Origin of the sequence: Ancylobacter sp. (assembly GCF_965279025.1) — a bacterium.
Taxonomy (GTDB): domain Bacteria; phylum Pseudomonadota; class Alphaproteobacteria; order Rhizobiales; family Xanthobacteraceae; genus Ancylobacter.
Genome location: NZ_OZ257132.1, coordinates 550,434 through 564,594, shown reverse-complemented (window position 1 = coordinate 564,594; position 14,161 = coordinate 550,434). Strand labels below are relative to the sequence as shown.

Annotated in this window: 11 protein-coding genes; 5 read left to right on the top strand and 6 right to left on the bottom strand. The window is 64.2% G+C overall.

The features are described 5' to 3' along the window. The first annotated feature begins 337 nt into the window (after window positions 1–337). From ACQY76_RS02580 to ACQY76_RS02565, 4 genes are all read left to right on the top strand, one after another. The gene (locus ACQY76_RS02580; protein WP_428031362.1) at window positions 338–2,284 is read left to right on the top strand and encodes a polysaccharide biosynthesis protein; all 1,947 of its coding nucleotides are present in this window, start codon (window positions 338–340) and stop codon (window positions 2,282–2,284) included. Between the two features lie 231 nt (window positions 2,285–2,515). Then, window positions 2,516–4,294, top strand: coding sequence for an ABC transporter ATP-binding protein (locus tag ACQY76_RS02575; protein ID WP_428031361.1), 1,779 nt, complete (start codon window positions 2,516–2,518; stop codon window positions 4,292–4,294). A gap of 197 nt (window positions 4,295–4,491) precedes the next feature. Beyond that, window positions 4,492–5,589, top strand: coding sequence for an acyltransferase family protein (locus ACQY76_RS02570; protein WP_428031360.1), 1,098 nt, complete (start codon window positions 4,492–4,494; stop codon window positions 5,587–5,589). Window positions 5,590–5,724: 135 nt separating this feature from the next. Continuing rightward, the gene (locus ACQY76_RS02565; protein ID WP_428031359.1) at window positions 5,725–6,867 is read left to right on the top strand and encodes a glycosyltransferase; all 1,143 of its coding nucleotides are present in this window, start codon (window positions 5,725–5,727) and stop codon (window positions 6,865–6,867) included. 7 nt (window positions 6,868–6,874) lie between these two features. On the opposite strand, the gene ACQY76_RS02560 is transcribed toward ACQY76_RS02565, so the two are convergent. From ACQY76_RS02560 to pseC, 6 genes are read right to left on the bottom strand one after another with little or no spacing between them, the layout of a single operon-like run. Beyond that, window positions 6,875–7,792, bottom strand: a complete 918-nt coding sequence (locus tag ACQY76_RS02560) for a hypothetical protein (RefSeq protein ID WP_428031358.1) — start codon at window positions 7,790–7,792, stop codon at window positions 6,875–6,877. Beyond that, on the bottom strand, window positions 7,779–8,825 hold the full coding sequence (gene pseI / locus ACQY76_RS02555; RefSeq protein ID WP_428031357.1) for a pseudaminic acid synthase: 1,047 nt from the start codon (window positions 8,823–8,825) through the stop codon (window positions 7,779–7,781). The genes ACQY76_RS02560 and pseI overlap by 14 nt, the downstream gene beginning before the upstream one ends. 18 nt (window positions 8,826–8,843) lie before the next feature. Then, window positions 8,844–9,350, bottom strand: a complete 507-nt coding sequence (gene pseH / locus ACQY76_RS02550; protein ID WP_428031356.1) for a UDP-4-amino-4,6-dideoxy-N-acetyl-beta-L-altrosamine N-acetyltransferase — start codon at window positions 9,348–9,350, stop codon at window positions 8,844–8,846. After that, complete coding sequence (gene pseG / locus ACQY76_RS02545) at window positions 9,343–10,449, bottom strand: UDP-2,4-diacetamido-2,4,6-trideoxy-beta-L-altropyranose hydrolase (protein ID WP_428031355.1); 1,107 nt, start codon at window positions 10,447–10,449, stop codon at window positions 9,343–9,345. Before pseG ends, pseH begins: the two co-directional genes overlap by 8 nt. Beyond that, the gene (gene pseF, locus ACQY76_RS02540) at window positions 10,446–11,156 is read right to left on the bottom strand and encodes a pseudaminic acid cytidylyltransferase (RefSeq protein WP_428031354.1); all 711 of its coding nucleotides are present in this window, start codon (window positions 11,154–11,156) and stop codon (window positions 10,446–10,448) included. Before pseF ends, pseG begins: the two co-directional genes overlap by 4 nt. Window positions 11,157–11,166: 10 nt before the next feature. Beyond that, a complete protein-coding gene (gene pseC / locus ACQY76_RS02535) occupies window positions 11,167–12,327 on the bottom strand; it encodes a UDP-4-amino-4,6-dideoxy-N-acetyl-beta-L-altrosamine transaminase (protein ID WP_428032914.1) in 1,161 nt (386 codons plus the stop codon). Between the two features lie 324 nt (window positions 12,328–12,651). Here pseC and ACQY76_RS02530 point away from each other — a divergent pair, with 324 nt between their 5' ends. Further along, window positions 12,652–14,157 (top strand): hypothetical protein, encoded by a 1,506-nt coding sequence (locus tag ACQY76_RS02530; RefSeq protein ID WP_428031353.1) that lies wholly within the window; start codon window positions 12,652–12,654, stop codon window positions 14,155–14,157. The last annotated feature ends 4 nt before the right edge of the window (window positions 14,158–14,161 follow it).

Below are 14,161 nucleotides of genomic sequence, written 5' to 3'. Positions count from 1 at the left end.
GGCCTGCGCGTTCGAGCCCAAAAATTCGGCGGGATGTGTATTATTAATTGGTGGTTAATACTATCAATGATGGTTGAGTGCAGCTGCTTTGCGGGATATATTACGCATTCTTACAAGGCGGCGTTCGCAGGTTGTAAGGCCGGGGGCGGTGTTCCGGGGTGGCAGGCCAGTGCAATGATGGTTCGGGACAGTCGCGCCGTTTCCATGGCCCTTTCCCGTTATGTTGGTCGTTCCAGCGAGCCGCGTGGGTCGATGGCCGTGGCGGGGCGGGCTTGCCGCAGTGCCCACGCCGCCATGGCGCCATGCGCCGGCATGCGTTGCTAGGAGCACGGCTCACATGACAGCGCGCATGCTCAACTATTTGATCGGGTTGAGCCGGGCGAAGAAGCGGACGGTCCTCTATCTCGTCGACGCGTGGCTTCTCGCCTTGAGCTTCTACTTGGCGATGGCACTGCGGCTCGACAGCTTCACGCTGGCCTTCGCGCCGGACAGCTGGCTGGTCTTCGCCATCGTGACGCCGCTGACGATCGCGCTTCTGCACGTGCTGGGATTATATCGCGCGGTTGTCCGGCACATTGCCGGGCGTACCCTGCGGGTGATCGCCATCGGCGCCGCACTCTCGGCGGTGATGCTGTTTACCGTGGCCCAGGGGCTTGTTCTTTTCCTGCCGCGCTCCGTGCCGATCATCTACTGGCTTCTGGCGATGGCGTTGATGGGCGGCGCCCGCTTCAGCCTGCGCGCCCTCTATCTTCACCGCCAGTCCCGCCTGCGAACGCCGGTGGTGATCTACGGCGCGGGCCGTGCCGGCCAGCAATTGCTCGCGTCTCTCCAGGGCACCGAATACACCCCTGTCGCCTTCGTCGACGATGCGCGCGAGCTGCAGGGGCGCGACATTGGCGGCTACCGGGTGCATCCGACCGCCGCCCTGCCGGATCTGGTCGCCGAGTACCAGGTGGAGAATGTGCTTCTGGCCATTCCCAGCGCCACGCGCCTGCAACGTTCGGTGATTCTGGAGCGGCTGGTGCCGCTTGGCCTGCGCGTGCAAACCATTCCCGGCATCGCCGATATCGTGTCGGGACGGGCCCGGCTGACCGAGCTTCGCGAAGTATCGATCGAGGATCTGCTGGGGCGCGATCTTATTCCTCCGCAGCAGCATCTGCTCGACGCCAACATCCGCGGCAAGGCCGTCATGGTGACGGGCGCCGGGGGCTCCATCGGCAGCGAGCTGTGCCGGCAGATCCTGCGCCAGGGTCCGGCGCGGCTGGTGCTGCTGGAGCAGTCGGAATACGCCCTGTATGGCGTCGATCAGGAATTGCGGCATTGGGCGGCACGCGAGGGCGCGCAAACTCCGATCGTGCCGCTGCTCGCCTCCGTGCTTGACCGGCCTCGCCTCGAAAGCCTGCTGCGCCGCTTCGAGGTCAACACGATCTTCCACGCGGCGGCGTACAAGCATGTGCCTCTGGTGGAGCACAATGTGGTCGAAGGGGTGCGCAACAATGTGTTCGGCACGCTGTCCGTTGCCGAAGCCGCCCACGCGTGCGGGGTCAGCGCCTGCGTGCTGGTTTCCACCGACAAGGCCGTGAGGCCCACCAACATCATGGGCGCTTCCAAGCGGATGGCGGAACTGGTCTGCCAGGCGATGGCGGCGAAGGGGGGAACGAACTTCTCCATCGTCCGGTTCGGCAATGTGCTCGGTTCCTCCGGCTCGGTGATCCCGTTGTTCCGCCAGCAGATCGAGGCGGGCGGCCCCATCACCGTCACCCACCCCGACATCACCCGTTACTTCATGGCGATCCCCGAGGCGGCGCAACTGGTGATCCAGGCCGGCGCCATGGCGCAGGGAGGCGATGTTTTCATCCTCGACATGGGCGAGCCGGTACGCATCGTCGACCTCGCCTTCCGGATGGCGCGCCTGAGCGGGTTGAGCCCGGTCATCGTCGAGGGCAGCCGCGTGGCCGGTGCATCGCCGGAGGGCGACGTCGAGATCCGCTTTACGGGCCTGCGACCCGGCGAGAAGCTGTATGAGGAACTCCTGATAGGCGGCACGGCTCAGCCGACGGAGCATCCGCGCATCATGACCACGGTGGACCGTTCACTGTCCTTGTCCGAATTGGAGCGCGTCCTCGCCCAGCTTAAGGCGGCGTGCGACGCACAGGACATTCCCGAGGTTCGCGCCATCCTGCGCGAGGCCCCTACCGGCTATGTGCCGGAGGGCGGCATCGTCGATCCGTGCTGGCAGCCTCGTGCCGCGGCGCCCTCGGAAAAGCGCTCTGTGCCGCACTAGCCGGGCGGCTGCTCCGGATGAGGCGAAAGAATATGGTCGACGTGCATGCCAGTGCTTTTACCGCGATTGCGTGGCGTGCGCGGGCGTGCAAAAAGCGATGTGCACATATGTGCGCGAAATGGCGTGACCCCATGGGGTTGAGCGACTGACCTTCCCGACACCGTCGGCGCCGCTGCCTGCGCATCCAGGCGAAGCGCCGCCACAGAGAGCGACAGTTTGAGCGGCTCCCGGATGACGGCATCTTCGTCGGACATTTCCCTTCTGCAGGGATTGCGTGCGGTGTTTGGCGAGCTGTCGCCGCAGCGCCGTTTCGCCATCGTCCCGCTGCTGGCTCTCATGTTCATGGGCGCATTGGCCGAGCTGGTCAGCCTCGGCGCGCTGGTGTCGTTCCTCACCCTGATCTCGCAGCCCGCGCGGATCGAGCAGGCAGGCCTGCTTGGCTCGCTGTTCGAGCTCGTCGGCGCCCATACCACCGCCCAGGTGGTGGGCATCTCGACGGCAATGTTCGCCGTCGCGGTGATCGTGGCGATGGGCCTGCGGCTGGCGCTGACCCGGGCCATGATGAGCTTCGTGTTCGGCGTGGCGTATGAGCTGAGCGTGCGCCTGTACGCCAACACGCTGCAGCAGAACTATATTTTCCACACCCAGGGCAATTCCAGCACCATCATCGCCGCGATCAACAAGGCGCAGATGGTGACCAATGAGCTGTTCCTGCCCTTCATGCAGGCCGTCGTCTCGTCGGTCATCGCGGTCTTCATCATTGCCGGCCTCGTCTGGGTCGATCCCGTGCTGGCGCTGCTGCTGGGGGTGATGTTCGCGGCGATCTATCTGCTCATGTCGGTCATCAGCCAGGCCCAGCTGCGCCGCAACGGCAAGATCGTGGCGCAGATGCAGGATGCGCGGGTGAAGATCATGCAGGAGGGGCTGGGCGGGATCCGCGACATCCTGCTGGACCGTTCGCAGCCCGTCTTCATCGAGGCCTATGACCATACGGAGGCCCGGCTGCGCGACGCGCGCATCGGCACGGGAGTCGCGGCGCAGTCGCCGCGCTTCATCGTCGAAGGGCTGGGCATGATCGTGATCGCGGTTGCGGCCGCCGTGCTGGCGGCCCGGCAGGGCGGATTGCTGGGCGCGATCCCGGTTCTTGGCGTGCTTGCGCTCGGCGCCCAGCGTCTGCTGCCGCTGCTCCAGCAGATTTACGGCGCCTGGGCCATGTCGGCGGCCGGCCGGCAATCGATGCTCGATCTCCTGAGCCTGCTGGCACGGGAGGCCCCGCCGGACTCGTCCGGGGATGTGACGGTCACCTTCGATCATGTGCTGGAACTCGATCATGTCGGCTACCGCTACGGCGACAATGGACGGGCGGTGCTGACCGATATCAGCCTGCGCATTCCGCGCGGCGCCCGCATCGGAATCGCCGGGCAGACGGGAAGCGGCAAGTCGACCCTGATGGATCTCATCATCGGTCTTCTGGAGCCCACCGAGGGCGAAGTCCGCGTCGACGGCGCGCCGCTCACCGCGGGCAACCGGGCCGCCTGGCAGCGCCATGTCGCCCATGTGCCGCAAGCGATCTTCCTGTCGGATGCGAGCGTGGCGGAGAACATCGCCTTCGGCGTCCGGCGCGACCAGATCGACCTGGACCGAGTGCGCCGCTCGGCTGAGCAGGCAGAACTGTCTGAGGTCATCGAAGCCCTGCCCAACGGTTATGATGCGCGCGTCGGCGAGCGCGGCGTTCAGCTTTCCGGTGGCCAGCGCCAGCGCATCGGCATCGCGCGGGCGCTTTACAAGCAGGCCTCCGTGCTGGTGTTCGACGAGGCGACCAGCGCGCTCGACCATGAAACCGAATCTGCGGTGATGAGCGCCATTAATCGCCTCGGGCGAGAACTCACCATCCTCATCATCGCGCACCGACTCTCGACGCTGGAAGGGTGCGACGAGGTTGTGCGGCTGGAAAAGGGGCGGATCGTCCGGCAACCGGCCCCGGCTGTTGCGGTCACCGTCGGCTCCTGAGCGGCGTATCCCCGTCGCTCGCTTCCACAAGCGACCGAAAAATTTCCAGAGATGCGGGATCGATTGCGCTGGTCAGAGCGTTATCCAAGGCCGGGGAGCATCTGCATTTTGCATAGGTGCTTAAGGTGCCAGTTGAGGGCGACATGCCGACATGGTGCGCCCAGCTTTTCGGGAATTATCGGCCCGTAAATCGTGACGTGTCCCGTAATCTCGACTCATTGCGTGGCCTTGCCGCTATCGTGGTGTTGGTAGGGCACGGCTATCAGATCTTCATCGCACCTATCTATCCCTTGTTTTTTCCGATCTTCTCTCTTTTGGCCCAAGCGGCAGTGATGCTTTTCTTTGTGCTGAGTGGGTTTTTGATAACAAAATCTCTGACCCGCAATATTTTTCTCAATGGTCGCCTTGACGTTGGAAAGTATGCGGTCGATCGCTTCGATCGTCTTTATCCACCACTGCTGTTTTCAATGGTGCTGTTGCTCGCGATCCATCTGATCGCGCCCTATCTTCTTCACTCCGGAACGGGGCAGTTCGTCCATTCCGGAGGCTTCATCAGCCGCAGCGGACTGCAGATCGAGTGGCCAGCATTCTTCGGGACGCTGGTGTTCGCGAACGGCTTTGCCGTCGGGAATCTCTCCGCCAACACGCCGCTGTGGAGCCTGTCCTATGAGGTATGGTATTATCTCATCGCATGCCTGCTGGTGTGGCGGCCCTATTCGGGCGTTGCGCTGGGTATCGTGGTGGCCCTTGTGCTCGGCTCGCTCAACAAAACATTCGCCGTGTATGGCGTCGTTTGGTTCTCCGGCGCAATTGTCGCTCTCATGCATAATCACAATGTCAAATGCCATGGGACGGCTGTCGTCCTCGCGTTCCTACTCGCGCTTTTTGCCGCCGCCACGGCCGTGAAATTTGTGAGAATTTCGATTAATGTCACTGATATAGATGTATATCGATATCATTACATTGTGTTATTCAACGTATTTATAGGTATTCTCGCGGCGACCTACCTATATCTGATATCTATAGGTATATTCTCATTCGATCTTGATATCGCAGAGACATCGAAATTTTCCTATACGCTATATATCGTACATTTTCCAATATTGCTGCTTTTGTATGGTTTAGGGCAGCCTTTCATATATGATAACGTGGTTGCATCTGTGTGTGCCGGGGCTGCGGCTGTTCTGATATGTCTTATATTGGCAATATTTCTGGCGCCGTGGCTTGAAAGCGTGAGGCCGCTGCGGAAAACCGTGGTCTGGAACCGCAGGCGGGTATTGGCAGGTGAGCCATAGCTGCGGGGCTTGGCCGAGCGCCAAGGCGGCCGCATGACCCCACCGCGTCTGTCCCGCCTCGTTCCCCATCCGTGGCCGGCTTGCGTCGGTGCCGGTGGCGGCTATAGAGGGGGCAGAGAACTAACGGCGCATTCGTTGCCGCTTGACGCGCGGGAGACCCCCATAAGGATCGCCTTCTTCCTCGGAATCCTCGGCGGTGGCGGGGCGGAAAGGTCCACGAACCGCCTGGCGAAGGAGCTTGTCGCGCGCGGCTATCACGTCGATCTCGTCGCCAGCAGCGTGTGCGGCGACATGGTCGATGAGGTTCCCGCAGGGGTGCGGCTGTTCGACCTGAAGGCCAGCGGCACGGCGCGGGCGGTGATTCCCTATATCCGCTATCTCCGGCGGGAGGATCCCGAGATCGTCATCGCCTGCCCCAGCAGCGTCTGCTTCGTGGCGGCCGCGGTGAACGGCACGCTGACGCGGCGGCGTATGGTCATCTTCGTGCAGCGCACCTGGGAAGGGGTGCTGCACGGCAGGCAGGCCCGGCTTCGTTATCGCCTGCAGCAGATAGGCGTCCTTGCCGCCTACCGCCGCGCCGAAGCGATCATCGCCGTGTCGCACGCCACAAAGCAGCACCTGCTCGACATTCCGGGAATGAAGGCGGAGCGGATCCACGTCATCTACAATCCGATCTGGAGCCCGGCCCTTGAGGAGCGCGCCCGCGAGGCGGTCGCCCATCCCTGGCTGGCGGAGCCGGGCGGACCGCCGGTGGTCCTCGCGGTGAGCCGCCTCTCGCGGGAGAAGGGGATCGACATCCTGCTGCGAGCGTTCGCACTGCTGCTGCGCCAACGCGAGGCGCGGTTGCTGGTGCTGGGCGAGGGCGAGGAGCGGCCGGCGCTGGAGCGACTGGTCGCCGAGCTCGGGCTCGCCGGCCGCGTCTCGATGCCCGGCTTCGAGCCGAACCCCTTCGCCTATATGGCGCGCTGCGCGCTGCTCGTTCTTCCCTCGCGCCATGAAGCGCTTGGAAACGTGCTGGTCGAGGCGATGTCGGTGGGCACTCCGGTCGTTTCCACTGCCTCGCCGGGCGGCACGGGGGAGATACTGGGGCAGGGGAGATTTGGCGTGCAGGTGCCCGTCGACGATCCGCCCTCGATGGCCCGCGCCATCGAAAACACGCTCGATGCCCCGCTGGACCCCGGCCTGTTGCGCGCGCGGGCGCGGGAGTTTTCCGCGATAAGCTCAGTCATTGCGGTGGAGAAGCTCATCCGCGAATGCGCGGCGCGCCGGCAGGCCTGATGCCAAATCAAATCTGCACGAATTCGATGCGCTCATGCGAAAAATACCACGTGACGCTTGATCCGTGATGAAAGACGGTGATCAGGTCATAGATGTCCAGCAAGTTGACCAGGATCAGCTCTGCGGGAGGGCCCCCGGCGATGACGCGGAAGGAGCAGTGACGCAGGTCGCCCCTGAAGTGCGGATGGGGTTTCAAATATACGTCGTCCGAAGAATCCGTCAGTGTCTTGATGAACACCTCATCCTGGCTCCAGCTCGAAAGATACAGGATGCAGGACGCGCTTCTCCGATCCGCATCGGTCAGCGGAGAATAGGAGAACAACTGACAGAGGGCGGCAAGGTGACGCCGTATGATCTCGATCGGCGAATGGACGATACGCCGGATCTTGCCTTCCATGCGCGGAAATGCGGACAAGTATAAGTCCGGCTTCAAGACATGGATGTTCGAGGTCAGCACGCAGTTGCCATAATGAATTCCCGCGCCGGTCACCGCGATGGCGGCCTGCCTCACGCCCGAATAAAGGTCTTTCCTGTAGGTGCCGAGACCTTCTTCGTAGACGTTGAGACGTGTTTTACGAGACAATAATTTGAATAATATCAAGTATAGATATTTTCTGATTCCGACATCGGCGTCGATAAACAGATCATCGCCTTTCAGCGAGGCGATGTAGCGCGAGGCCCGAGGGAATGATCTAAAATAGCGCGCTGATTGCCATCCCGGTCCGATCGGGAGCGCGTTGAACCGGTGGCAGACCGCTTCGGCATTCTTGAACGTGCCGATGATGACCATGTGCCGTTGCACATCCGGCCCAAGATCATGCGCGATGGACAGCGAAAACAGGATCTGGAGAGGTGTCGTGGCGACGAAGACGCACGTCTTCGTAGGTCCGGCATCTCTCGCGTTCTGACGGTCACTCGACGTCATCGCCGAGCACCGGGGTATTGGCGGCAATGTCCCGCGAGGCGCGCTTGCCGACCACGCTGTCGAGGTGCTTGGGGGCCATCCCATAGCCCGGCCGGACGCTGCGCACGGCGTCGGCGGCGATGATGTCGCCGGCCTTCACGTCCCTCACGAAATAGAGAGAGCGGCGGAACTGGGCATTCGCCGTTTCGCTGGGCTTGCGGCTGTAATCCACCCGGCCCAGTGCGCTCCAGGCGGTGCGGGTGTCCCGGCACAGGGCCGCCATTTCCGCCGGCTCCAGCGAGAAGCTGTCATCGGGCCCGCCGCCATGACGGTCGAGGGTAAAGTGCTTCTCGATGATCGACGCCCCCAGCGCGACGCTGGCGATGGCGGTCGCGTTGTCCAGCGTGTGGTCGGAAAGCCCGATGACGAGCCCGAAGCGGGCCTGCAAATCGGCAATGGTGCGCAGATTGTAGTCCCGCGCCGGAGCGGGGTAGCCGCTGACGCAGTGGAGGAGGGCAAGCTGGCGGCAGCCCCCGTCGCGCGCGGCCGCCACCGCCTCGGCGATCTCGTCGGCGTCGGCAATGCCGGTTGAAATGATCAGCGGCTTGCCGGTTGCGGCGGCGTAGCGGATCAGCGGCAGGTCCACCGCCTCGAAGGAGGCGATCTTGTAGGCCGGGGCGTTCAGGTCTTCCAGCAGATCGATGGCGGTGGTGTCGAAGGGCGAACTGAAGATGGTGATGCCGAGTTCGCCGGCCCGCGTGAAAAGCGGCTTGTGCCAGTCCCACGGCATGTGCGCTTCGGCGTAGAGTTCGTACAGCGTGCGCCCGTCCCACAGGCCGCCCTTGATGCGGAATTCATCGCGATCGCTGTCGAGAGTGATCGTGTCGGGCCGGTAGGTCTGCAGCTTCACCGCATCCGCGCCGGCCTTGTGCGCCTCGGCCAGAATGCGCAGGGCGGTGTCCAGCGAACCATTATGGTTGGCGGACAGTTCGGCGATCACATAAGGCGGCGCGTCGGGGCCGATGGCGCGGCCGGCAATCTCGATCCCGCTCACATCGTGCTCCTGACCGTCCTAGTCCGCCTGCCATTCGTGCCTTAGCAGGCCGAAATGGACGAGGGAATGATGCGCCCCCTGAATGAGCTTCTGGTCGCGCAACAGACCCTCCTCCACAAAGCCGAGGCGGTGGTGCAGCGCCAACGAGGCCGTATTGTCGGCGATGACCTGCGCGAACACCTTGTGCAGTATCAACGCGTCGAAGGCATAAGCCAGCGCCGTCTTCCCCAGTGCCGTCCCCGTGCCTTTCGGCATGCCGGGACGCGCATAGAAGCCCCATTCGGACACGCCGTCGACCGCGACATTGTTGAACTGGACATAGCCGATGCCGGTTTGTCCCTCTTCCACGATCAGCCGGTGGCAGGCTGGGTCGGCACTCGTCCGCGCGAACCAGGCTTGATGTTCGGCAAGGCTGATTTCGTGCTGCGTGAACATCGCCCGGCGCACGTCCGGATGGTTTCTCCAGGCCAGGATCGCGGGAAGATCATCCGCCGTCAGCGCCCGAATCGTGCAGGTCTCAGCCATGATGCGTCATGTCATGAAGGACGCGGGATACGCCATGGCCATCAACCACGCCGGCCGCGCCGGCGCTCAGCCTCTGCAAAAGCCCGACAAGCGTGCCGCCCCTCAGATGCTGCTCCATAAAAGCCACCGCCTCGCCCGCGCTCGATACCGCAATGGCGGCTACCTGCCGGTGCAGACCCTCGGCGAGGCTACGCTGATTTTCCGCCAGCACCAGCAGGATGCTGGGCAGCCCGAGCGCGCAGCGCTCCCAGGAGGTGCTGCCGGCCGCGCCGATGGCGAGGTCGCTGTCGGTCATCAGCCGCGCCATGTCCGAGACGCCCACGCGCACCTGCGTCGCGTGGCGCATGCGTGCGGCGCGGGCCTCCACCTGCGCTAGCCAGGGCGCCTGCGGCCCCATCACCACGGTGATCTGCATGTCGGGCGGCAAGGCGCAGGCGTCGAGGGCGGCGAGCACGCGCCCGGTGGCGTCGTCCTTGTCCACGCCCCCCATGGTGACCAGCAGCCGGCCGAGCCGCGGCTGCCGGCGGCGGGCGAGGCTCTCGGGGCGCAGCGCGGCGAAGTCGGGACGCAGAAGCGCGTATCGTGCCCCCGCCAGCATCTTGGCACCCGCAGGGACAAGGGCGGCGTAGTCCTGCGGCAGGCGTCCTGCCGTCTGATCAAGCAGCAGCTCGCAGTCGTGGCGACGGTCCGCCAGGTCGTCGATGACCATCAGGCGGCGGCAGGAGGGGCGCACCGCTTCCTCCCAGCGCCGGTCGAGCGCGTAATGGTCGACCACCAGCCAATCGACACTCTCCGCGCCCAGCGCCTCGCGGGTTTCCTGCGCGTCGCGCGCCCAGTCGACCCCGAGCCAGTGCGCATGGGCGGGGTCGCCCTCCTCTCGCGCGACAGGCGAGCCGGCGGCGGGCAGGGCGCGGGTGGCGTGGCCCCTGCTGGCGATGTCGGCGAGGAGATCACCCGCCATGGCGCGGCAGATGAAGACGCAGTCCGTCCCCTGCCGGCGCAACGCGTCGGCGAGCGTCAGGCAGCGCATGACATGGCCGGTGCCGATCTCGATCGAGGCATCGGCGCGGAACGCCACGCGCAGGCGCTCGCCGCTCATGCCCCGCCGCCATCTCCGCGCGCCGGCTGCAGCGCGCGGAACATTCCTTCCGCCCTTTCCCAGTCCTCCGGCGTGTCGATGTCCTGCACGCGCTGGCGCGGCAGGGGGATGGGCGCGCTGGAGGGGCCGAACAAGGTCTCCTGCGCCAGCCAAGCGCGGGCGCGACCCCAGTAGAACTGCGCGGCGTCGTGCCAGATTTCCTCCAGATCCTGCGAGCGGGTGTGGAAATGCTCCGGCTGCAGCATCGCCACCCGCCCCTCGCGCGTGATCCGCAATGCGCGCTGGACCGGGGCGGCATAGGTGGTGACCGAGAAGGCGTAGTCCGCCCCACTCTGCTCCAGCACCTGCAGGCCGTGCCGCAGGTCGCTTGCCCGCACGAAGGGGGCGGTGGCGTAGAGGCAGCACGCCTCGCTCACCGGCGTGCCCTGCGCGTTCTGCCACGCTACGGCATGGGCGATGACCGGGATGGTGCCGGTGTGGTCGTCGGAGAGTTCCGGCGGGCGCAGGAACGGCACCTCCGCCCCGTGGGTGCGCGCCATTTCGGCTATTTCCGCATCGTCGGTGCTGACCAGGATGCGGTCGAAGCAGCCGCTGTCGCGCGCGGCGCGGATCGACCAGGCGATGATCGGCAGGCCGCCAAAGGGCCGGATGTTCTTGCGCGGAATGCGCTTGCTGCCGCCGCGCGCGGGGATGACGGCAAGTCTCATTGGTCAAGCCTCATCGGCCGAGCGCCTCGCGCAGCACGTCCACCACCCGGTCCTGCTCGGCATCGGTCAGCTGCGGGTGGATGGGGATGCTGATCGCCTCGCGGTAATAGCGTTCCGCCTCGGGGTAGTCGCCCGGCCGGAAGCCCATCTGCTGGTAGAAGGGCTGGGTGTGGACGGGGATGTAGTGCAAATTCACCATGATGTCCGCCGCCCGCAGCGCCTCGAACACCGCGCGGTGCGAGGTGCCCAGCTGTTCGAGACGCAGGCGGATGACATAGAGGTGGAAGGCCGAGTATCCCTCCGGGTGCTGCCAGGGCAGGGTCAGCGGCAGGTCGGCCAGCAGCCGGTCATAGCGCTGGGCGATCTGGTGGCGCCGCGCGACATAGGCGGCGAGCCGCTCGATCTGGCTCACCCCCAGCGCCGCCTGGATGTCGGTCATGCGGTAATTGAAGCCGAGCGCCACCTGCTGGTAGTACCACGGCCCGTCGGACGCGCCGGACATCAACGCCGGGTCGCGGGTGATGCCGTGGCTGCGCAGCAGGCCCAGCCGCGTCGCGAGCGCGTCGTCATTGGTCAACGCCATGCCGCCTTCGGCGGTGGTGATGATCTTGACCGGGTGAAAGCTGAAGACGGTGATGTCGCTGTGCCGGCCATTGCCGATCGGCTCGCCGCGATAGCTGCCGCCAATGGCGTGCGAGGCGTCCTCGATGATCCGGAAACCGTAGTGGAGGCCGAGCGCGTGGATCCGCGCCATGTCGCAGGGCTGGCCGGCGAAATGCACCGGCACCACCACCTTGGGCAGGCGCCCCTCGGCCTGCGCCGCGATCAACTTTTCCTCGAGCCGGTCCGCGCAGAGATTATAGGTGCGGGGGTCGATGTCGACGAAGCTCACCTGCGCCCCGCAATAGAGCGCGCAATTGGCCGAGGCGACGAAGGTGTTGGGCGTGGTCCACAGCCCGTCGCCCGGCCCGAGGCCGAGGGCGAGGCAGGCGATGTGCAAAGCGGAAGTGGCGCTGTTCACCGCCACTGCGTGGCGGGCGCCGGTGACGGCACGCACGGCGTCCTCGAAGCGGGGAATGGTGGGACCCTGGGTGAGGTTCACCGATCGCAGGACCGCAGCGACGGCATCGATGTCGGCCTGGGTGATGTCCTGTTGCCCGTAGCGGATCATGGGTTGCACGCCGGTTCGCCCGCAGTCATCGATGAGCCCCTCCTAGCGCGCTTTTCCGATGCCGAGCGGTATCTTTGTCGGGATTTCCACCGCCATGGCGTTTCGGTCGCGTTTCGAGGTCTTGTTGCCCGAGCTCTTGCTGCCTGAAGTCGGCCGCCACCGCGAGAGTGGCTCAGTTGCGGACGGCGGGCAACTGAGCGATGGTGCGGCGAGGTTTCTCCTGCCGGCGCGGGATCGGTGGATGCCCTTCTGCGGATCGCTTAGGCGGCGCGGCCGGGATGGGGAGCAGGCCAACTTTATTGCCGCACTACGCGGCACCGGTGATTGGGCACGCTCTTGAGATATGCTTCCCATGCGTCCGTTCGCCGTACCGTCGTTCCCAAGGCGGAGCGAGGCTTCGGCAAGTTGACATTTCTGCCGCTGCTTATCGCTTTGGCGTTGCGCCTAGCCTCCGAGCCGACGGCCGATTTGAGCTATGTCGTTCTGGCGGCCTATGCGGCGCTCGGCCGTCCGCATGCCATCCGGGCGTTCATCTTTTCCTGGCTCTTCACGATGATCAATCTCGGCATAGCGCCTGAAGCATCATTGGGTGCGGCGGGACGCTACGCCATTCTCATGGCCGCAATCTTCTCAGTCGTCATGTACAGGCCGGATGTGCGTCGGCCCCTTGACGGCTTCATGTCCGGTACAATCATCCTTAGTATATTTTTTATTGTTCACTCTGTTCTGTTTAGCAGCATCGTAGATGTATCTTTGCTCAAGTGTATTTCATGGACTTTGACTGTGATGGTTCTTTTCTCCATATGGATCGGATTTTCCGATTGGAAGAGAGAAAGAATGGGGAACGAGCTGTTTTGGATGCTCGTGGCTACTCTCGTTTTCAGTCTTCCGCTGATGGTCTCTTCGGTTGGCTATCTCAGTAACAAGACCGGTTTCCAAGGCATATTCAACCAGCCGCAGGTGCTCGGATTGACCATATCGTTGCTCACAGCTTGGAGCACGACCCGGTTTCTCTCCCAGCGGCAGCCTTCCTGGACGCTGGTCGGCGTCATGATTGCTGGCCTTGTCGGCATTTTGCTGTCGGAAGCACGCGTGGCGGGTCTTGCTATGTTTGGTGGCATCGTCGGCGCCATCGCGCTGTCGGCATTCGTCAGCGGCCGACGCATTCTCGATGTCATGCCGGGTCTTCGGAGCTGGCGCTTCTGGAGCATGGTCTGCTTGGCTGTCGCCGGCATGATCATCTTTCTGCCGACGCTCGTGAGCCTCATCGATCACTATCTGACCAAATCCGGCCGGGCCAACGTGGATGGCCTCGCTGACGCCTATAACACCTCGCGCGGAATTCTAATCCGCCCGATGATTGAGAACATCTCGCGCTATCCTTTCTCCGGAATTGGGTTCGGGCTCGATTCCGATCCAATAATGATGGAGATCGTCCGAGATCCATTCATGGGCCTGCCCCTGAGCGCGGCAGTTGAAAAAGGCGTCACTCCGCTTGCGATACTGGAGGAGACGGGCGTCTTCGGCCTCTTCCTCGTATTCATTTGGGTGTTTCGTCTCGTGCAGGTCACTGCCCGCGGTGGGCCGGTGCCTCTTTCCGTGTGTCTTACCGCGCTGCTGATCAATCTCGCCGAAGCCTCGATGTTTTCCGCTGGCGGGCAGGGGCTGCTGATCATCGGCCTATTCGCGTGGAGCTATGCGAGCGGTCGCGCAACCCTACCACAAGCGGGCAGCCGCTCGGGTTCAACGCCAATGGGAAGGGCGCCTGCTTTCGTAGGTCGACCTTTCGAAGGGGCGGGGCCGGGCGGCTCGATACCCGGCCGTAGGTGACGCG

Coding starts and splice junctions, on each gene's coding strand:
- ACQY76_RS02560 (WP_428031358.1), bottom strand. CDS start 7,792: ATGACGTCGAGTGACCGTCAGAACGCGAGAGATGCCGGACCTACGAAG.
- ACQY76_RS02580 (WP_428031362.1), top strand. CDS start 338: ATGACAGCGCGCATGCTCAACTATTTGATCGGGTTGAGCCGGGCGAAG.
- ACQY76_RS02575 (WP_428031361.1), top strand. CDS start 2,516: ATGACGGCATCTTCGTCGGACATTTCCCTTCTGCAGGGATTGCGTGCG.
- pseC (WP_428032914.1), bottom strand. CDS start 12,327: ATGATCCGCTACGGGCAACAGGACATCACCCAGGCCGACATCGATGCC.
- pseG (WP_428031355.1), bottom strand. CDS start 10,449: ATGAGCGGCGAGCGCCTGCGCGTGGCGTTCCGCGCCGATGCCTCGATC.
- pseH (WP_428031356.1), bottom strand. CDS start 9,350: ATGGCTGAGACCTGCACGATTCGGGCGCTGACGGCGGATGATCTTCCC.
- pseF (WP_428031354.1), bottom strand. CDS start 11,156: ATGAGACTTGCCGTCATCCCCGCGCGCGGCGGCAGCAAGCGCATTCCG.